This window comes from Acidimicrobiales bacterium (assembly GCA_040219085.1).
GTDB lineage: Bacteria > Actinomycetota > Acidimicrobiia > Acidimicrobiales > JAVJTC01 > JAVJTC01.
Genome location: JAVJTC010000028.1, coordinates 57,050 through 77,179, shown reverse-complemented (window position 1 = coordinate 77,179; position 20,130 = coordinate 57,050). Strand labels below are relative to the sequence as shown.

The following is a 20,130-nucleotide window of genomic DNA, read 5'->3' as shown; positions in this document are numbered from 1 at the left end:
GTGCAGATCGAGCCCGTGTCACCCGTCGTCGACGACGGCCGGTTCTCCGCCAAGGCGACCACCGGCGAGGTGGTGACGGTGACCGCCGATCTGTTCGCCGACGGCCACGTCCGCATCGCCGGCGCACTGAGGTACCGCCCGGTGGGCGGTACCTGGACGGAGGTCCCGCTCGTGCCGGGCGTCAACGACCGCTGGACGGCGTCCTTCGTCCCCGACGAGATCGGACCCTGGGAATACACGATCCACGGTTGGGTCGACCACTTCGAGACCTGGCGCCAGGGCACCACCAAAAAGGTCGCAGCCGGCCAGGACGTCGCTGTGGAACTCGAGATCGGGCTCGGCCTGGTCGACGCCCTGGCGGCACGGGCCCGCGGCGAGGATCGCACCACGCTCGCCGCCGTACGCGAGACCCTCGCCGTGGGGCGGATACCCCGCTTCCTCGAGGACGATGGCGCCGCTGCCGACGCCGCCGCTCTCGCCTGGCGCTGCGCACCTCGCCAGCCGACCAGCCGACTTGCGAAGCCACTCCCGCTGACCGTCGATCGCGAGCGCGCCCGGTTCAGCGCCTGGTACGAGTTCTTCCCACGGTCCACCGTCGACGGCGCCGCCTCACACGGGAACCTCGCGGATGCGATCGATCGCCTCGATCACGTCGCCGAGCTCGGCTTCGACGTCGTGTACATCCCACCGATCCACCCGATCGGCATCACCAAGCGCAAGGGTCCCAACAACACCACGACGTCCGAACCCGGCGACGTCGGCGTTCCCTGGGCGATCGGTTCGAGCGACGGCGGACACACGGCTGTGCACCCGGACCTCGGGACCGTCGACGACGTCGTGGCCCTGGCTGAGGCCTGTCATGACCGCGATATGGACCTGGCGCTCGACATGGCCTTCCAGTGCTCTCCGGATCACCCCTGGGTGAGCGAACATCCGGAGTGGTTCGAGAAGCGCCCGGACGGAACCGTGCAGTTCGCGGAGAACCCGCCGAAGCGTTATGAGGACATCTACCCCCTCCACTTCGAGAACGACGACTGGCAGTCGCTGTGGTGCGCGCTGCGCGATGTGATGCTGTTCTGGGTGGAGCGCGGCGTGAAGGTCTTTCGCGTCGACAACCCCCACACGAAACCGTTCGCGTTCTGGGAATGGGCCATCGCCGAGGTCCGCGCCGACCACCCCGACGTGCTCTTCCTCGCCGAAGCATTCACCCGGCCCCGCGTCATGGAACGACTCGCGAAGCTCGGCTTCACCCAGTCCTACACGTACTTCGCCTGGCGGACCGGGCGCGCCGAACTCGAGGAGTACCTGCGGGACCTCAGCTCCCGGACCGTCGACTACTTCCGCCCCAACTTCTGGCCGAACACCCCCGACATCCTCACCGAACAACTCCAGACAGGCGGACGTGCGGTCTTCCGGTCGCGGGCCGTACTCGCCGCGACCCTCACCGCCAACTGGGGCGTCTACGGCCCCGCCTTCGAGCTGTGCGAACACGAACCGGTGCGCGCAGGATCCGAGGAGTACCTGAACTCCGAGAAGTACCAGCTGCGCAGCTGGGATCTCGAGCGCGCCGAGAGCCTGGCCCCACTGCTCGCGCGTCTCAACGAGATCCGTCGATCCCAGCCCGCACTCCAACACGACCGCACGATCAGGTTCCACGGGTCGGCCGACGAAAGGGTCATCTGCTGGTCCAAGACCGACCCGGCCGGCGAGGGGGCTCCGATCCTTGTGGTCGTCAACCTCGATCCCCACCAGCAGGCGGCCACGACGGTGGACGTCGACTGGGCCGCGCTCGGCCTCGCCTACGACGCCACCTACCAGCTCAAGGATCTGCTCGGCGGCGGCAGGTACACCTGGCACGGCGCCGTCAACTACGTCGAGCTCGCCCCGTGGTCGCTCGTCGCCCACGTGTTCGAGGTCTCAGGACCCCCAGCCCCCGAGGAGGCACCATGAGCGGCAACGGAACCGAATGGGTCCCCCGACCCGAGTGGTACCGCGACGCGGTCATCTACCAGACCCATGTGCGGGCCTTCGCCGACTCCAACGGCGACGGCATCGGAGACTTCACCGGGCTGACCGGAAAGCTCGACTACCTCGCCGAGGACCTGGGCGTCACAGCGCTGTGGGTCATGCCGTTCTACCCCTCGCCGCTGCGTGACGACGGCTACGACATCGCCGACTACAACAGCATCAACCCCTCCTACGGGGACATGCGGTCGTTCCGGCGCTTCCTCGCCGCCGCCCACGAACGCGGCATCCACGTCATCGGTGAGATGCCGATCAACCACACGTCGGACCAGCACCCGTGGTTCCAACGGGCCCGCACCGCCCCGCCGGGCAGCCGGGAGCGGAACTACTACGTGTGGAGCGACACGACCGACCTCTACACCGACGCCCGCATCATCTTCGAACAGTTCGAGCCGTCCAACTGGAGCTGGGATCCGGTCGCCGAGGCCTACTACTGGCACCGCTTCTACCACCACCAGCCCGACCTCAACTTCGAGAGCGCCGACGTGCGCGACGAGGTCTTCAAGGCGGTCGACTACTGGTTCGCCATGGGTGTCGACGGTCTACGCCTAGACGCCATCCCCTACCTCTTCGAAGAGGACGGGACGAACTGCGAGAACCTCCCGCAGACCCACGCCTTCCTCAAGGACCTGAGGGCCCACGTCGACGCGAAGTTCGCCAACCGCATGTTCCTCGCAGAGGCGAACCAGTGGCCCGAGGACGCAGCCGCCTACTTCGGCGAAGGCGACGAGTGCCACATGAACTTCCACTTCCCGGTCATGCCACGTCTCTACATGGGTGTGCAGATGGAGAACCGGACGCCAATCGTCGACATCCTCGAACAGACCCCCGCCACCCCGCCGGGCTGCCAGTGGGCCACCTTCCTGCGCAACCACGACGAGTTGACCCTCGAGATGGTGACCGACGAGGAACGTGACTACATGGTGCGCGCCTACGCGCACGACCCGGAGATGCGTATCAACCTCGGCATCCGGCGGCGACTCGCGCCCCTGCTCGGCAACGACCGCTCGAAGATCGAACTGCTGAACGCACTGCTGTTCTCGCTGCCGGGAACCCCGGTCGTCTACTACGGGGACGAGATCGGAATGGGTGACAACGTCTACCTCGGCGACCGCGACGGTGTGCGGACGCCGATGCAGTGGACCCCCGACCGCAACGCGGGCTTCTCCACGGCGAACCCGCACAAGCTGTTCCTCCCGGTCATCACCGAACCCGGCTACCACTACGAGAACGTCAACGTCGAGGCCCAACTCCAGAACCCCGGGTCGCTACTGCGCTGGACACGTCAGCTCATCGCGCTGCGCAAGCGCTATCCGGTGCTCGGGCGCGGCGACATCACCTTCCTCGACCCGGAGAACCCCCGCGTTCTCGCCTTCGTGCGGACGATGGAGGGATCCGAACCGTTCATGGTGGTCGCGAACCTGTCGCGGCTGTCCCAGCACGTCGAGTTGGATCTGCGCGAATGGATCAACCACGTCCCCACGGAGGTGTTCGGCCAGACACCGTTCCCGTCGGTTGGTGAGCTCCCATGGATGGTGACTCTCGCCCCCCACGGCTTCTTCTGGTTCTCCCTGGTTCCACCCGACCCCGCCGAGGCCGACCTCGGCGGACCACCCTTGATCCCGGGCACGTGGCCCGACGTCGTGCGATCCTCGGGAGGTCGCCTGGCGCGCGCCCTGCGCCGCTGGATCGTCGGACAGCGCTGGTTCGCCGGCAAGGGTCGGCCCATCTCGGAGCTCCACGTCGACGACGTCGTGCAGTTCCCCGACGACGTCGCCGAGGCCGCCCTGGTCGTGGTCAGAGTGGCCTACACCGACGGCGACCCGCAGCGCTACGCGGTTCCGCTCGCGCGTCTCACCGGCGACCGGGCCACGTCGGTCTCGAACCTCCACCCCGGCGCGGTCGTGGCGAGCCTCGACGACGACGCCGTACTCGTGGACGCGATGGTCGACGAGACCTCCGTCGCCGCCGTCGTCCGCACCGCACGCTCACGGCGCCAGCTCACCGGACGCAAGGTCAAGCTCCGCGGGCGGCCCACCCGGCTACTGGGGAACCTCGGCGACGACGTCCGCCTTGTCGGCGTGGAGCAGTCCAACACGTCCGCCATCATCGACTCGTCGGTGATCGCCAAGCTCATCCGTCGGATCGAGCCCGGCGAGAATCCCGACATCGAACTGCCGACGGCCCTGGCCGATGCCGGCTTCGCGCACTCCCCCCGTGTCGCCGGAGCCGTGGAGATGGACCTACCCGGCGAGTCCGAGCCGGCGGTCCTCATGGCGCTTCACAGCTTCGAGGCCAACGAGGGCGACGTCTGGAACTGGTCACAGGACGAGCTCTCACGGCTCTATGACCGCCTGGCGGAGACCGACGACACCGCACCGGCGGGACCCGAGGCGCTCGCCGGGCTCGGCGGCCGGGCGGAACCACGCGGAAACCACGCCGACGCCGTCGGCCCGGCCCTCGACGTCGCCGGCCTGCTCGGTACACGAATCGCCGAGATGCACGCGGCGCTCGCCCCACTCGACGGAGGGCCGAAACCGTTCGCGGTGCTCTACCAGCGCTCGCTCGTCCAGACCCTGCGTGCACAGCTGCGGTCGACGCAGCGGGAACTGAAGCGGGCGAAGGATCTCACCGAGGAGGCCGCATCCCTCGCGGCGCGTGTCATCGACGACGGCGAGTTGTTGCTGGAACGCACCGATGCGCTCCGGGCCCGCAAGCTCGAGGCCGCACGAATCCGCGTCCACGGCGACCTGCACCTCGGGCAGATCCTGTGGACCGGCCGCGACGTCGTCATCATCGACTACGAAGGCGAACCGAACCGGCCACTGAGCGAACGACGGATCAAGCGGTCACCGGTCGCCGACGTCGCCGGTGTGCTTCGCTCGTTCGACTACGCGCCCCGGGTCGCACTCGCGACAGCCTTGGACCGCGGCCTTCTGCACGACTCCGACGTGCCCCGCATGACGGGGTGGGCCCACTGGTGGACAGCGTGGGTGCAGCGACGGTTCCTGTCGAGCTACTCCTCCACCATCGCGGACGCGGGGCTCGTCCCGACCGATACCGACGACTTCGCGCTGCTCGTCGACACCTACGTTCTCGAGAAGGCGCTCTACGAGGTCCGCTACGAGCTGGGTGCCCGTCCCGACTGGGTCTCGTGGCCGCTCGCCGCTCTCGTCGAGATCATCGACCGGGCCGAGCGATGAGCCGCGCCCGAATCTTCGAACGAGTGGGTACGTGAACCCGGACGGCGTCACGCGCCTGCGCGCCGAGCTGATAGGCGTCGAGCCCACCTATGTCGACGTCGACGGGGTGATCCGACACGCGTCTCCCGAGACGTTGCGCGCCATCGTGGACGCCCTCGCAGGCGGCCCGGAACCGGGTGGGCCCCTCGTCGTGCACCGCGGGCTCGCCGACGAGCTGATCGCCCTGCCCGCCGGAACCCGCAGCGTCGAACTCCACACCGCTGACGGAGGAGTGGAACGCCTCGACCCGATCACGACCGGGGCCGGGCCGGTCATCGCCCTGGATCACGAGATCGCGGTCGGCTTCCATCGACTCATCGTCGACGGCGAACACGACGTCCCCGTCGTCTCGGCCCCCGCCCATGTCCGCCGACTCGCCCCCACGACCGGTATCGGCCTGTTCAGTCCCACCTACACGTTGTGGAACGAGCGCGAGCACGGACCGTCGCTCACACTGCTCGCCGAGCTGGCCGAACGCAGCGCCGGACTCGGAATCGACACCGTGGCCACGCTGCCGCTCTACGCCACCTGGATCGACGACCGGACCGAGCCGTTCGAGCCGAGCCCCTACTCGCCTGTGAGTCGGATGCACTGGAGCGACGCCTACCTCGACCACTCGGCACTCCCCGGCGCCGAACCCACGGCGGGTCGACCGGACCCCCTCGTCGACTGGGCCGCAGTCGGCACGTCGAGCCGGCTCGGACTGACCGCTGCGGTGGCTTCCATGACCGCCGCCGAGCGCTCCCGCCTGGACGGCTACCTCGCCGAGCGTCCCGACGTCGCCGACTACGCACGCTTCCGCGCCGCCGTCGAACGGGACGGGGTCGCCCATCCCGGTGGCATCGGCGACGTCGACCCGGCCGTGGTCGACCGCCACGCATACGGACAACTCCTCATGCACGACCGACTCGGCGAACTGGCTGCCGAACTACGGGGCCGCGGCCAGTCACTCGCACTCGATCTCCCCATCGGCTCGCACCCGCACGGCTGGGAGACATGGGCACATCCCGGGTGGTTCGCCACGGACATGTCGGTGGGGGCCCCACCGGACACGCTGTTCCGGGGCGGCCAGAACTGGGGTTTCCCGCCGCTGCACCCCGCGGCGGGCCGCGGCGGGGGCCACGAACCGTGGCGCCGCATTCTGACCCGGGCGTGCGAACACGCCGACCTCCTGCGGATAGACCACGTGATGGGCGTCCACCGGCTGTGGTGGATCCCCTCCGGGGCCGACGCGACCGACGGCGCCTACGTCCGGTACCCCGGCGAGGAGCTGATGGCCGTCATCGCGGCTGTCTCGGAACTCACAGCCACCACGATCGTGGGTGAGAACCTCGGCACGGTCCCCCCTCAGGTCGGGCGGCTACTCGACGACTGGAGCGTGCTCGGTCTCTTCGAAGACCAGTTCGTGATGATCGACGAACATGAGGACCGGGGCCTGCCGGCCGTTCCCGGCAACACGGTCGCCGGGATACGCACCCACGACATGCCGGCTTTCCGCTCCGCCTACCGCGGTGACGACCTGTCGCGCGGACCCACCCCGCCGGACCTCGAGATGTGCCTGGCCCGCCGGCGCCGCGCGGTCGACCGCTATCGCCAGGCGGTTGCGGCCGAGGTCGGAAGACCGGTCGCCGACGCTCCCGAGGAGGTCCTGGTGGCGGCACTCGAACGGCTCGGCCGATCCGACGCCCACCTCGTGATGATCGACCTCGACGACCTCGTAGGCGAGACCGAACCGCACAACATCCCCGGCGTCACGGACCCCGTCGTGTGGCGTCGACGGATGAGCGTCGACGTGACCACCGCGATGGAGGCGGACGCGACCCACTTCCTGCTCGACACAGTGCGAGAGGCCCGCGGCGACGCAGGGCCCGACACCGACCCGGGCGACCCGATCGAAAGGATCTGACCCGATGAGCGACACCTCACCGCTCGGCACACTCGACCTCCATCTGTTCAACGAGGGGACCCACCGACGACTCCACGAACACCTCGGAGCCATCCCCGACCCTGACGGCGGCGTCCACTTCGCCGTCTGGGCGCCCAATGCCACCGCCGTCACGGTCGTCGGCGACTACGACGGCTGGAACATGGCCGGGCGGGCACTCACCCCGGTCGACTCCTCGGGGATCTGGGCGACCCGTGTGACCGAGGCCGCAGTCGGGCAGCGCTACCGGTTCCGTGTGACCACCCGCGACGGGCAGACCGTCGACAAGTCGGACCCGGTCGGTGCCGCCACGGTGGAGGCGCCTTCGATCGACTCGGTCATCGCCGACCTGTCCCATGAGTGGACCGACGGGGAGTGGATGGAGAACCGCGGTGCGCGCGTCGCTCTCGACGCGCCCGTGTCGATCTACGAGATGCACCTGGGTTCGTGGGGACGACACGTCACCGACGGCCAGCGCTTTCCCACCTACGCGGAGATCGCCGACCCGCTGGCCGATCACTGCTCCGCCCACGGGTTCACCCACGTGGAGCTCCTCCCGATCATGGAGCACCCCTTCTACGGTTCCTGGGGGTACCAGACCACCGGCTACTTCGCGCCGAGCGCGCGCTACGGCACGCCGCAGGACCTGATGACGATGATCGACGTCCTGCACCAGCGCGGCATCGGGGTCATCCTCGACTGGGTGCCGTCGCACTTCCCCACCGACTCGCACGGGCTCGCCCTCTTCGACGGAACGCACCTCTTCGAGCACGCCGACCCCCGACAGGGATTCCATCCCGACTGGAACTCGGCAATTTTCAACTACAGCCGCAACGAGGTCCGCTCGTTCCTCGTGTCGAGCGCCATCTGCTGGCTCGACCGCTACCACGTCGACGGCCTGCGCGTCGACGCGGTCGCCTCCATGCTCTACCTCGACTACTCGCGCTCGGAGGGCGAGTGGATCCCCAACGAGTTCGGAGGCCGCGAGAACCTGGCGGCCATCGGGTTCCTGCGCCAACTCAACGAAGCCGTGTACGACGAGTTCCCCGACACGGCCACCTTCGCCGAGGAGTCCACGGCCTGGCCGATGGTCAGCCGACCCACCTACGTGGGCGGCCTGGGGTTCGGTTACAAGTGGGACATGGGGTGGATGCACGACACGCTCCAGTTCATGGAGCGCGACCCGATCCACCGGACCTACCACCACAACGAGTTGACGTTCCGCGGGGTGTACGCCTTCAGCGAGAACTACACCCTGCCGCTGTCGCACGACGAGGTCGTGCACGGAAAGGGTTCACTGCTGGGGAAGATGCCCGGCGACGACTGGCAGAAGCGGGCCAACCTGCGACTCCTCTACGCCAACCAGTGGACCCAGCCGGGCAAGAAGCTCCTCTTCATGGGCGGCGAGTTGGCGACCACCAGCGAATGGAACCACGAGTCGGTGCTGGACTGGTCGCTCCACGACACCGCAGGCCACGAAGGGATCCGGCGCTGGGTGGCCGACCTGAACGCGCTGTACGCATCCGAGCCGGCGCTGCACGTCAAGGACTGCGACCCGTCGGGGTTCGCCTGGGTCGAGGGCAACGACGCCGTCAACTCGGTGGTCGCGTGGCTACGCCTGGGGGACGAGGGCGACCGCCCTGTGCTTGTCGTCATGAACCTCACCCCGGCCGTGCGCGAGAACTACCGACTCGGCGTTCCCGTCGACGGCCTCTGGGTGGAACTCGCCAACTCCGATGCCGAGGTCTACGGCGGCTCCGGTGTCGGCAACTTCGGCGGCGTCGAGGCGCTGCCCGTGGACAGCCACGGTCGGTTCCAGTCGGTGTTGTTGACGTTGCCCCCGCTGGCGACGTTGATCCTGGCGCCTGGATGACCGGCCGGCTCGGCGCCACACCCGTCGGCGACGGCGTCCGCTTCGAGGTCTGGGCGCCGTACGCACGCGCGGTCGATGTGCACCTGCATGCCGACCTCCGCGACGTTCCCCTCGAGCCCGCCGGCGACGGGACCCACGTCGGCGTCATCGACGGGGTCGGCGTGACCGACCTCTACCGGTACCGCCTCGACGGTTCCGAACCCCTGCCCGACCCAGCTTCGCGTCACCAGCCTCTCGGTGTGCACGGGCCGTCGGCCGTGGTCGATCCCGCTGCGTGGACCTGGACCGACGCCAGCTGGACCGGCGTGGAACTCGCGGACACCGTGCTCTACGAGCTACACGTCGGCACGTTCTCGCCGGAGGGGACCTTCGACGGCGTCGTCGCCCAACTCCCCCGGCTCGTCGCGCTCGGCGTGTCGACCCTGGAGATAATGCCGGTCAACGCGTTTCCCGGCGCCCGGAACTGGGGATACGACGGGGTTTTCTGCTCCGCCGTCCAGGACAGCTACGGCGGCCCCGACGGCTTCGCCCGACTCGTCGACGCCGCCCACGGCCACGGTCTGGGCGTCGTGTTGGACGTGGTCCACAACCACCTCGGGCCCGAGGGCAACGTCCTCGGACGTTTCGGGCCGTACTTCACCGACATGTACACGACGCCGTGGGGCCCGGCGGTCAATGTGGCCGACGCGGACAGCGACGCCGTGCGCCGCTACTTCATCGAGAGTGCCGTCGGGCTCGTCGGGGACTTCCACCTCGACGGCCTGCGCCTCGACGCCATCCAGGCGATCGTCGACCCGACGGCTCTGACCTTCATCGAGGAACTCACCGCCGCCGTTCACACGGTGGGCCACGAGCAGGGGCGGCCGGTCCTCGTGTTCGCAGAGAGTTCCGCCAACGACCCCCGGATCGTGCGTGACCCCGATGTCGGCGGGTGGGGCTGCGACGGTGTCTGGAACGACGACGTGCACCACTCGCTGCGGGTCGCGCTCACCGGTGACACGTCGGGCTACTACTGCGACTACTCCGGCGTACTCGACCTGGCGGACTGCCTGGCACATGGCTGGAACCACCGTGGGCGGCGGTCCGAGTTCCGTCGACGGCGACACGGACGCAGCCCGAACGACGTGGCCAAGGCCCACTTCGTCGTCTACGACCAGAACCACGACCAGGTCGGCAACCGCTGGGACGGTGCCCGCCTGGACACGCTCGTCGACGGTGACCGCCGACGGCTCGCTGCGGCGACGGTCCTGCTGTCGCCGTTCACACCGATGCTGTTCATGGCCGAGGAGTACGGCGAGACCGCTCCGTTCCCGTTCTTCGTGGACCACGGCGACCCGGGCCTGCGCAAGGCGGTGCGGCGTGGCCGGGCCGAGGAGTTCGCCGCCATGGACTGGGCCGGAACACCCCCGGACCCCGCGGCGGAGTCGACCTTCGTGTCGGCGGTACTGGACCCGACCCTCGCCGAAGAGGAGCCACACGCGTCGCTGCTCGCGTTCCACCGGGAACTGCTCGCGTTGCGCCGCCGAGCGCCGGCGATCACTCACCCGGACGCAGACCAGCACGTCACCGCAGACAATGAGGGCCTCGTGACACTCGAGCGCAGGCTCTCGCACGAGATGGTCACGATCTTCTTCAACTTCTCCGACGATGCCCGGCCGATCGAGGTCCCGGAGACCGGCAACGTCCTCCTCGACAGCGCCGACAGCCGCTGGGGTGGTCCCGGACCGTCCGCCATGTCCGGTGACGGGCTCACCATCGCTCCCTGGTCCGCGCTGCTCACGTCGACAACGGCCCTCTGAGAGACCGGTCACGACGGGCCGCTGCGCACTCAGAGCGAGCGCAGCGGTGCCGATAGGTCACCGGAGACCCATCCAGGGTCTGTACCCGACTGCCACCACGGACCCACGCATGCACGACAGCACGCGCCGGTCGCCGGAACCCCCGCGGGCGATCCAAGCCGACCACGACGCAATCCGGCGCGGCCGCGTGTGGCCGGCGGTGGCCGTTCTCATCGCCGTGATCGGCAGCGTCTCCGCGGTCTTCGGAGCGAGGGCCGTCGCCACGGCCGATTCCGAAGACTCCCGCGACGCGTTCGACGCGTCGTCCACGGAGATCGCCGCCACACTCGCCGCGGCCGTCGAAGACGAGGCCGATCTGGCTGTCAACGCCGCCGCGTACATCGTCGGGAATCCGGACACGACGAACGACGAGTTCGTCGCGTGGACCGAGAACATCCGACTGATCGACCGCTACCCACAGCTCCGGTCGATCCTGTTCGCCACGATGGTTCCCGCCGACGAGCTGGACGGATTCCTGCGCGACGTGACGGCCCCGCTCTCCCCAACCGCTACCGGAGCGCCCCAGGTGGTGCCCGGCGGCGAGCGCGACCTCTACTGCCTCACCGTGGCAAAGAAGGCGACCGGCACGGCCCTCCCGGCCGGAATGGACTTCTGCGCGACCGCGCTCGGACGCGAACTGCTCGCGGCGCGCGACTCCGGCCTGTCGAGCTACGTGGCGGTCACCGATGAGACATTCACCTCCGCCGCTCGAGAGGATGCCGGTGACAACACGTCGGCGGATCCACAGGTGATCGAGGACGTCGCCCTCCTGCTGGTCCAGACACCGGTCTATCGCTCGGGGACCGTCCCCGATTCGCCCGAGGCGCGACGCGCCGAGTTCCTCGGCTGGATCGGGATGGCGGTGTCACCCGAGGTGGTCCTGCACAGCGCGCTCGTCGGCCGCGACGAAATAGGGCTCCGCTTCACCTACGACACCGGCGCGTCGCGCGTTGCATTCTCGAACAAGACGATGCCCGTGGGCAGCCAGGTCCGGTCCTTCGACTTCGGGAACGGCTGGACGGCGGAGACCTTCGGCGCCGTCGAGGGGTCTGGAGTATTCACGAGCCGCGTGGCACTCACAGTCCTCACCGGCGGGATCGTCCTGAGCTTCGCGGTCGCGCTACTCGTCCTGGTTCTCTCCACGGGGCGGGCCCGCGCCTGGCGCTTCGTCAGGGAGATGACCGACGAGCTGCGCCACCAGGCCATGCACGACCCCCTCACGGGCCTGCCGAACCGGAGTCTGATCGCGGACCGCACCGAGCAACTTCTGGCACGCAACCGTCGGAGCCACACGGCCGGAGCGGCACTGTTCATCGACCTGGACGAGTTCAAGAACATCAACGACACCCTCGGGCACGAGGCCGGCGACGAGCTGCTCGAGTCGGTGGCGCGGCGCCTCACCCACGAGCTCCGTGAGGCGGACACGATCGGACGTCTCGGCGGCGACGAGTTCATCGTGCTCCTCGACGACGCTTCGGTAGGCACCGCCGAGCGGGTGGCTCAGCGCCTGCTCGACGTCATGCGTGAACCCTTCACCCTCGCGGCATCGAACCAACCGATCGTGGTCTCGGCGAGCATCGGGGTGGCCCTCGGCGATCGCGAGTCACCATCGGAGCTGCTGCGCGACGCAGACGTCGCTCTGTACCGGGCCAAGGCGGCCGGACGGAACTGCCACGCGACGTTCTCCTCGGAGATGGAGGCCCACATCCAGCAGCGACTGGAACTCGAGTTCGACCTCCGCTCGGCACTCGACGGCGACCAGTTCCGCCTCGTGTATCAGCCGATGTACGACCTGTCCGACCTCTCGATGATCGGCGTGGAGGCCCTGTTGCGGTGGGACCACCCGACCCAGGGCCTGATCAATCCCGACGGCTTCATCCCGATGCTCGAGTCGAGCGGCAAGATCACCGATGTCGGTCGCTGGGTGCTGGCCGAGGCGTGTGCCCGAGCTGAAGGCTGGCGCTCACGGGGCAGCGCCGTGGGCATCTCCGTGAACGTCTCGGGGCGCCAACTCGTCCACGACAGCGTCGTCGACGACGTACGCGCGGCCCTCGACAGCAGCGGGCTCGAGCCCGCTGCTTTGACGATCGAGATCACCGAGTCGGTGTTGATGCGCGACGTGGAGACCACCGCCCGACGCCTCCGGGACCTGAAATCGTTCGGTGTGGGAATCGCCATCGACGACTTCGGCACGGGCTACTCGTCGCTGGCGTACCTCCAGAAGTTCCCGGTCGATCGGCTCAAGATCGACCGGTCGTTCACTGATGCGATGACGCGGTCCAGTGAGACGGTCGCGCTGATCCACACACTCGTCCAGGTCGGCAAGAGCCTCGGTCTGCGGACGCTGGCCGAGGGCGTCGAGACAGCTGAACAGATCGACCGACTGCGCGCAGAGGGCGTCGACGAGGTGCAGGGGTACCTTCTCGCCCGTCCCCTCGACGCGGCAAGACTCGAGGAGCAGTTGCTACGGCCGCTCCGACCCGACGAGCGTTCCCAGGACCTGTCGTGAACCCTGCGACGGGCCTCAACGGACCCGTCGACTCACAACGACTCCAGGACGGCGACGCCGACCCGACCGAGGATCTGGTCGAGACGGACGGTTCCGGACAACGGTGGTGATCCGTCGCGCAACACGTCACCCCAACGGCCCGGCGGGAGGGCGACCGTCGAGGTGGCGAAACCCCCGGTGACCGCCCAGGGGTGGCGCGTCACCACGGTGACGACCTGGCCGCCACGACAGAACGCCACTGCGTTCGCCGAGCGGGGCCCCGCCGTGGGAACGGCGACGTAGGCACCCTCCGGCCCCGGTCCGAACGCCGCGAGCCGACGGTGACGAAGTGCCAGTGTCCGACTGATGACGACGTATTTCGCCAGGTCGAGATCGCCCCGGCGACACGCACCGTCACCGTCGAGGGCGACGGCTTCCGCGGCCACGGCCCGGATGCGCTCCCGTTCGACGGGGCCGCGGTTGTCGGGGTCGACGAGCGAACGGATCGCGACCTCGGCCCCCTGGTAGATGTCGGGAACACCCGGATACGTCAACCGGAGCACGAGTTGGGCTAGGGACACGGTCCGCGCCTGGCCGTCGAGACGGTCGGCGAGTGCGGCGACGTCGCCGCCGATGCCGTCGGGATCGGTCAGTGCCACGGCGAGGCGACGCAGGGCCGTCTCGTGGTCGTCGTCGGGGTCCACCCACGCGGTGCGCACGTCGGCTTCGCGCGCGGCCTTCACGAGGAAGTCGCCGAGGCGTTCGCCGTCGATGGGCCACGCCCCGAAGACGGTCTGGTAGGCGAGCGAACGCTCCTCAGGGGAGACCCTCTCGGCGACGGATCCGAGATGCCGGGTCCACGCCCGCTCGGTCTCCGCCCACTCACCCGGCATGCCGGACAGTGTCAACAGGCGGGCGCGGACGTCTTCGCACCTCTTGGTGTCGTGGGTCGACGACGTCAGCATCGAGCGGGGAGCCACCGCCTGCGCCCTCGTGGCGGCGGCATGGAACTCCTCCGGCGCCAGCCCCGGTGCCCCGGGATCGCCACCGACCTCGTTCATGGCGACGAGTGGATGGTGGCGGTAGAAGGCGCGATCCTCGGCGGCCTTCGCCGCTACCGGCCCGGTCAGCTGCTGCCACCGGTCTCTCAGCTCCGCGCCGGCGGGGTCCGTGGGCTCACAGATCTCCTCCGCGAGGTCGTCGATGACCCCCGCGAGGAGCGGCCGGCGATTCGCCGCCCGCTCGGCGGCCCGCAGGACCACCTCGACGTCGGATGCGTCGGCGGGGAGGTAGGTCCGGTAGCGGTGCAGGTGCACCGTCAACTCGAGCAGGGCCGCGCGCACCGCGGCGGGCGGGTGGGCGGTGAGGACCCCCACCGCGCAGTCGCCGACCCTGGCCAGATCCGGGGCGAGGTCGCCGTTGAGCACCTCGATCCGCGCGAGGTGCTCGTGTTCGGCCCACGAGAGGGTGTCGCCGGTGCGGGCCGTCCAGTGGTCACGGAGCCGTTCCAGGCCGGCCGGATCCACGAGGAGTTGATCGACCAGGCGGGCGTGCTCGTACCCGGTCGTCCCGTCCGCGGCCCAGTCGGGATCGAGCTCCTCGCCCGGAGCCAGGATCTTCTCGACGAGTATCCACGCACCGCCGACCGCGGCCCGCAGATCGTTGAGATATGCGCCGGGGTCCGCGAGGCCGTCGACGTGGTCGACTCTCACGCCGCCGAGCAGTCCGGCGCGGTCCAACTCGACGAGCGGGGCCGCCACCTCGGCGGCGACGGCGGGGACCTCGGGGCGGATGGCGACGAGGTCGTCGATGGTGAAGAACCGGCGCACGTTTCGGTCCGGGTCGCGCCACCTGTGCAGGACGTAGTGCTGGGCGGCGAGGGTCTCGGCCACGTCGGCCGTGACCGTCCCGGGGGCGAGGGGGAGCTCGAGACCGTGGTAGCGCAGGACGGGTTCGTCACCTGTCTCGTCGATCCGAAGATCCCCGTTCTCGATGGCCTCGGCCGGTGGTTCTGACAGGACGGCCAGGACCACCCGTCCCCGACCCGATGCCCAGTCGATGTCGAAGCGCTCCGCCTCGGGACACGTCGGACCATCCCGCAGCGTGGCCCACCAGGCCCGGTTGAGGCGCGGGACGCTCACCGACGCGTGGTTGGGGACGATGTCGACGACCAGCGACATGCCCCTCCCCTCCGCGTCGGCGGCAAGCTCGCGTAGGCCCTCGGGACCGCCGAGTTCGGCCCGCACCGTCGCATGGTCGACCACGTCGTACCCGTGGGAGCTGCCGGGAACGGCCTCCGCGACCGGCGACAGGTAGACGTGGCTGACCCCGAGCGCGACGAGATCGTCGAGGATCGCCCGGGTCTCGGCGAACCCGAAGTCGGGTCCGAGCTGGACGCGGTAGGACGCGACGGGGGTTGTGGGCATGCTTCGATCATTACCCGTCGCGAGCGTGCGCGAATCCCCACCCCTGTAGAACCGGCTCGGGAGGCCTCATGGACACACCCGAAGACATCGCCGACCACACCGAAGACTGGCCGGTCGACACCGTCGCCGTCGGTGTCACGGACGGGGCTCACACGATCGGTCTCGGGGGCGATCCGCAGTGGACGACAGGTGTGGCATCGGTGACGAAACTCTTCGTGGCCTATGCCGGACTCGTGGCTCTCGAGGAGGGTTCGGTCACCCTCGACGAGGCGGCCGGCGGACGCGAGGGCTCGACCGTGCGGCACCTGCTGGCTCACGCATCCGGGCTGCCCTTCGACGGCGACGAGCCGGTGGCGGCGGTGGGATCCCGGCGGGTCTACTCGAACACCGGCATCGAACGTTTCGCCGACCACCTCGCCGAGCAGACCGGGATCCCCTGGGCCGACTACGTCCGGGAGGCCGTCCTCGGCCCCCTCGGAATGGACAGCACGGAGCTGCGGGGTTCACCGGCCCACGGGGCCCGGAGCTGCGTGCGGGATCTACTGGCGTTCGGGCGGGAGCTTCTCTCGCCCACCCTCGTCGGAGCCTCGACCCTCGCTACCGCGACGACCCCGCAGTTCGCTGACCTGCGAGGTGTGGTCCCCGGCGTGGGCAGCTTCGACCCGTGCCCGTGGGGTCTCGGCTTCGAGATCGTCGGGGACAAGACACCGCACTGGACGGGCTCCGCCAACTCGGCGACGACGTTCGGTCACTTCGGGGGCGCAGGCACCTTCCTGTGGGTGGACCCCGACGCAGGTCTCGCGTGCGCGGCACTGACCGACCGGGAGTTCGGACCGTGGAGCCTCGAGGTCTGGCCCCCGTTCAGCGACGCCGTCCTCGACCGCTACCGGTCGAGGACCTGACCCGATCCCTCGGCGATCTGCGCGACGACCGCCTCAGGGGATTCGACGCTCACCAGGTAGTGCGTGAAGGACTGCCCGTCGGCTGCGATGCTCACCGCCGGCTCGCCCTTGCGGATCCGCACCATCGTCTTGTGGCCTCGGCCACGCCAGGTGCCCAGCCACGTGCGGCCGGGGACCGCCGTGCCGGGCAGCCTCATACCGCGCAGCGCACCACGTGAGTCGTGCTCGACCGAGACCGCCGTGACCGCCGAGAGCGGGATCTCCTGATCGCCGAGGATCCCCATGATCTTCTCGAACCGCGTGAGTTCGATGCGTATGACGTCGTCGTCGACCGTGATGGAAGCCATCGGGTGATCCTCGGTTCTGCGGGTACGGCTGGGCCTGTCTTCTCAATGGATGACCGTACCGACCTGGCGAAACGCGTTCGTCCCTCCACCGGATGATTCGCGACGAACCGCTAGGGGGAGACCGGGATCAGCGGCGACGCGTCACCTGAAGCCCGGAACCCGGATGCCACACGCTGACGACGAGTTCATCGCCGTCGACCTGAACCAGGCTCACACGTTCGATGTCCACGACGAACATCGAGCCCGGTGCCCCCTTCGGCGGCGCCCCGGCTGCGACCAGCCGACCACCGATCTTGGCATCACCGGCCGCAAGGTCCTCCTCCAGAGGGGCGCTGTGGATCTCGACCCGGGGGTCACGCCCGACGTCCGCGAGCTTGCGACTGTCGGGCATCATCCCGAGGCCGACGTCGGAACCGATGGTGACCTCCGTCCCGCTGATGCGAGGCGAGCCGTCGGCGCGGATCGTGCCCAGAAGGTGATGCAGATTCGCGCCGAAGCGGGCCGCGACGGACGCAGCGAACTCCGGCGCCGACGAGGCCACATTCGACCATCTCGTGTACATGGCCCCGACCCTACGGGCCGCCGGTGACAGCAGACACAGAGGGAGGGGGGTACCAGACCCGGGACCTGACACTGCCGCTGAGCCTCCCCAGACGGTAGGCGCCCTCCTGGAGCCACGCCCGCCGTCGCGAGCCGCCCGAGCTGGTCGGGACCGAACGAACGGAACCGTTGAGAAACCGGGCGCATCACGACGACATCCGTTCGAGCAGTCGACGGGCCTGCTCGGTGCCGTCGAAGTGGGCGAGAACGCGCGCCCGGCCACGATCGCCCATGGCCGACGCCGCCGACCGGTCGCCGACGAGGCGTGCGATCGCGTCCGCGAGCGCATCGGGTTCCCGAGCCGGGACGACGAACCCCTCGACGCCGTCGGTCACCGCTTCGGGCATGCCGCCGACGTCGGTCACCACCACGGGAAGGCCTGTGGCCATCGCCTCGAGAGTCGAGTTGTTCAGACCCTCGCTGGTGGACGCCAGGAGGAAGAGGTGAGCCTGACGCATCCGTGCCGCCACATCGTCCGGTGAGATCCACCCCGTCAGCTCGACCCTGTCCTCGAGCCCGAAGCGTCGCACGAGACCGATCAGGCGCTGACGCTCCTGGGGCGTGCCGGACCCGACGATGACGTAGGAGGCGTCGACGCCACGCTCGACCACGGCGGCGATCGCCTCCAGTGCGTACTCGTGGCCCTTGAGACCCTCGTAGCGCGCCACCGTGATGATCCGGACCGGCTCGAGCGGCGCTGGCCTCGTCGTTGGCGAGAACCGGGTGAGATCGACACCCCAGGCGCCGACATGGACCTTGGCGGGATCTGCGCCGAGGTCGACAGCGTGGCCGGCCAGCTCGTGCGAGACGCAGTGCACGATGTCGATCCGGGCGAAGACCTCGCGGATTGCGCGGGCGAACGACGGGTCGCTGCGCGCACTGAGGCGCAGGTCCGACCCGTGGCAGCTGACGACGGTCGGCACGTCCGCGATGTCGAGCAACTCCGTCGCCTCGATCGCATCGGAGATCCAGCCGAAGTGGACAGCCCTGGCGGGACCGGCGAGCAACGGTGCGGTCGTGAAGAGTCGCGACGCGGCGCCGCCCGGCGTCGGATTCCGTCGCAGAACCCGCCTGCAGAGTCGCCCGGCCACACGCGGATCAGCGGCGACGGCCCTGGCGAGAATCCCCGGCAGCGCCATGACCTTGCGCCAGGGTGGAGCCTCCCACGGGACCCTCAGTGTGTCGATGGCACCCGGCCGGGTCACCGGCTCGACGTCCTCTTCGACCAGCGGGCCGGTGATGACGACGCTGACGTCGACACCCAGCCGGGTGACAGCCGTGACGTAGGACGTCATGAAGGCCTCGCGGCGGCTGGGGTAGTAGCGGGTCGACACCACGAGCCGCGGGGCGACGGCCTCAGAGCTCCCACGCCGCATCGACCGATCGTACGACACAGGTACGGTGGGAGGATCGAACAGCAGGACCACGCCACCGGAGAACGCCGGCGTGCATCCCAATTCGAGGCGCAGGTCAGCGTCGTGATCCCCACCCGGGATCGGCCCGAGATGGTTGTCACCGCCGTCCTCTCCGTCCTGTCGCAGACGTTCGACCAGCTCGAGGTGATCGTGGTCGACGACGGTTCGACGACGCCTGCGACCGACTCACTTGCGCGCGTCGACGATCCACGCCTGAGAATCGAGCGACTGGAATCCCCCGCTGGCGTCGCCGAAGCCCGCAACCGCGGCATCGCCGTCGCCCGGGGAGGGCTGATCGGCTTCTGCGACGACGACGACGAGTGGCTACCGACGCTGCTGGAACGGCTGGTGGAGGCGCTCGCAACCGCACCCGACGGGAACGGTTCCCGACCTACCGTGGCGTTCTGCAACTCGGTCATCACAGAAGTCGAGGCGGGCACCTCCTGGATCCATCGAGCCTCGGCCGGATACCTGGACACGCTCGCCACCGCCCTCTACGCGCCCAGGCCCTACCTCTCCGCGACGCTCGCACCGAGGGACCTGTTCTCGATACACGGAGGCTTCGACCCGGATCTCAGGAACTTCCAGGACTACGACCTGTTGCTCCGGTGGGCAGCCTCAGGAGTGCGCACGGTCGCTGTCGACGACGCCCTCTTCATCCGCAATTACCACCTCGCGTCACTCAGCAACCGACACGAGAGCCACATGCGTTCAGAAGCCATCCTCCAGGAGAAGTGGCTCCCGGCCGTCACCGACGCCGTAGGCCCGCTGCGAGCGCGTCGCTGGGCGGCCCGTCGCTGGGTCCAGCACCTCTCTGGACGCGTCGAGCGGGACCTTGCCCGCGGCGATCGCCGCTCGGCGGTGGGCGCCATCGTGGCCATGACACCCCATGTCTGGGCAGCGCCGGGGAAGGGACTTCGATGTGTCGCCAAGACCGCCCTCGGCCTCGACGCCTACCGCCGCGTCGTGGCCTCGGTGGGCCGCGGAACCGCCTGAACCGGGACACGACCGGGTTCGTCATGGGGGCCGAGGCGCCCTAGCGTCGGTCCC

Annotated in this window: 12 protein-coding genes; 8 read left to right on the top strand and 4 right to left on the bottom strand. The window is 69.2% G+C overall.

Going from position 1 to position 20,130, the window contains the following annotated elements; all coding sequences use genetic code 11:
• From RIE08_11970 to RIE08_11945, 6 genes are all read left to right on the top strand, one after another.
• A complete protein-coding gene (locus tag RIE08_11970) occupies positions 1-1,950 on the top strand; it encodes an alpha-1,4-glucan--maltose-1-phosphate maltosyltransferase (protein MEQ8718316.1) in 1,950 nt (649 codons plus the stop codon).
• The gene (gene treS / locus RIE08_11965; protein MEQ8718315.1) at positions 1,947-5,228 is read left to right on the top strand and encodes a maltose alpha-D-glucosyltransferase; all 3,282 of its coding nucleotides are present in this window, start codon (positions 1,947-1,949) and stop codon (positions 5,226-5,228) included. The genes RIE08_11970 and treS overlap by 4 nt, the downstream gene beginning before the upstream one ends.
• A 31-nt stretch (positions 5,229-5,259) precedes the next feature.
• Positions 5,260-7,173, top strand: a complete 1,914-nt coding sequence (locus RIE08_11960; GenBank protein MEQ8718314.1) for a 4-alpha-glucanotransferase — start codon at positions 5,260-5,262, stop codon at positions 7,171-7,173.
• Positions 7,174-7,177: 4 nt separating this feature from the next.
• Positions 7,178-9,064, top strand: coding sequence for a 1,4-alpha-glucan branching protein GlgB (gene glgB, locus RIE08_11955; GenBank protein ID MEQ8718313.1), 1,887 nt, complete (start codon positions 7,178-7,180; stop codon positions 9,062-9,064).
• Complete coding sequence (treZ, locus tag RIE08_11950; protein MEQ8718312.1) at positions 9,061-10,863, top strand: malto-oligosyltrehalose trehalohydrolase; 1,803 nt, start codon at positions 9,061-9,063, stop codon at positions 10,861-10,863. Before glgB ends, treZ begins: the two co-directional genes overlap by 4 nt.
• 109 nt (positions 10,864-10,972) lie before the next feature.
• Positions 10,973-13,411 (top strand): EAL domain-containing protein, encoded by a 2,439-nt coding sequence (locus tag RIE08_11945; protein MEQ8718311.1) that lies wholly within the window; start codon positions 10,973-10,975, stop codon positions 13,409-13,411.
• Positions 13,412-13,443: 32 nt separating this feature from the next.
• Here the strand turns inward: RIE08_11945 and treY are convergent, their stop codons facing one another.
• Positions 13,444-15,816, bottom strand: a complete 2,373-nt coding sequence (treY, locus tag RIE08_11940) for a malto-oligosyltrehalose synthase (GenBank protein MEQ8718310.1) — start codon at positions 15,814-15,816, stop codon at positions 13,444-13,446.
• A 68-nt stretch (positions 15,817-15,884) separates the two neighbouring features.
• On the opposite strand from treY, the gene RIE08_11935 reads away from it, so the two are divergent.
• Complete coding sequence (locus RIE08_11935; protein ID MEQ8718309.1) at positions 15,885-16,718, top strand: serine hydrolase domain-containing protein; 834 nt, start codon at positions 15,885-15,887, stop codon at positions 16,716-16,718.
• On the opposite strand, the gene RIE08_11930 is transcribed toward RIE08_11935, so the two are convergent.
• From RIE08_11930 to RIE08_11920, 3 genes are all read right to left on the bottom strand, one after another.
• Positions 16,700-17,065, bottom strand: a complete 366-nt coding sequence (locus tag RIE08_11930; protein ID MEQ8718308.1) for a hypothetical protein — start codon at positions 17,063-17,065, stop codon at positions 16,700-16,702. The genes RIE08_11935 and RIE08_11930 overlap by 19 nt on opposite strands.
• 127 nt (positions 17,066-17,192) lie before the next feature.
• Positions 17,193-17,627 carry a hypothetical protein gene (locus RIE08_11925; protein ID MEQ8718307.1) on the bottom strand — a complete coding sequence of 145 codons (435 nt, stop codon included), beginning with the start codon at positions 17,625-17,627 and terminating at the stop codon, positions 17,193-17,195.
• A gap of 184 nt (positions 17,628-17,811) precedes the next feature.
• On the bottom strand, positions 17,812-19,041 hold the full coding sequence (locus RIE08_11920) for a glycosyltransferase family 4 protein (GenBank protein MEQ8718306.1): 1,230 nt from the start codon (positions 19,039-19,041) through the stop codon (positions 17,812-17,814).
• 102 nt (positions 19,042-19,143) lie between these two features.
• Here RIE08_11920 and RIE08_11915 point away from each other — a divergent pair, with 102 nt between their 5' ends.
• A complete protein-coding gene (locus RIE08_11915; GenBank protein MEQ8718305.1) occupies positions 19,144-20,076 on the top strand; it encodes a glycosyltransferase family A protein in 933 nt (310 codons plus the stop codon).
• Positions 20,077-20,130 lie beyond the last annotated feature (54 nt).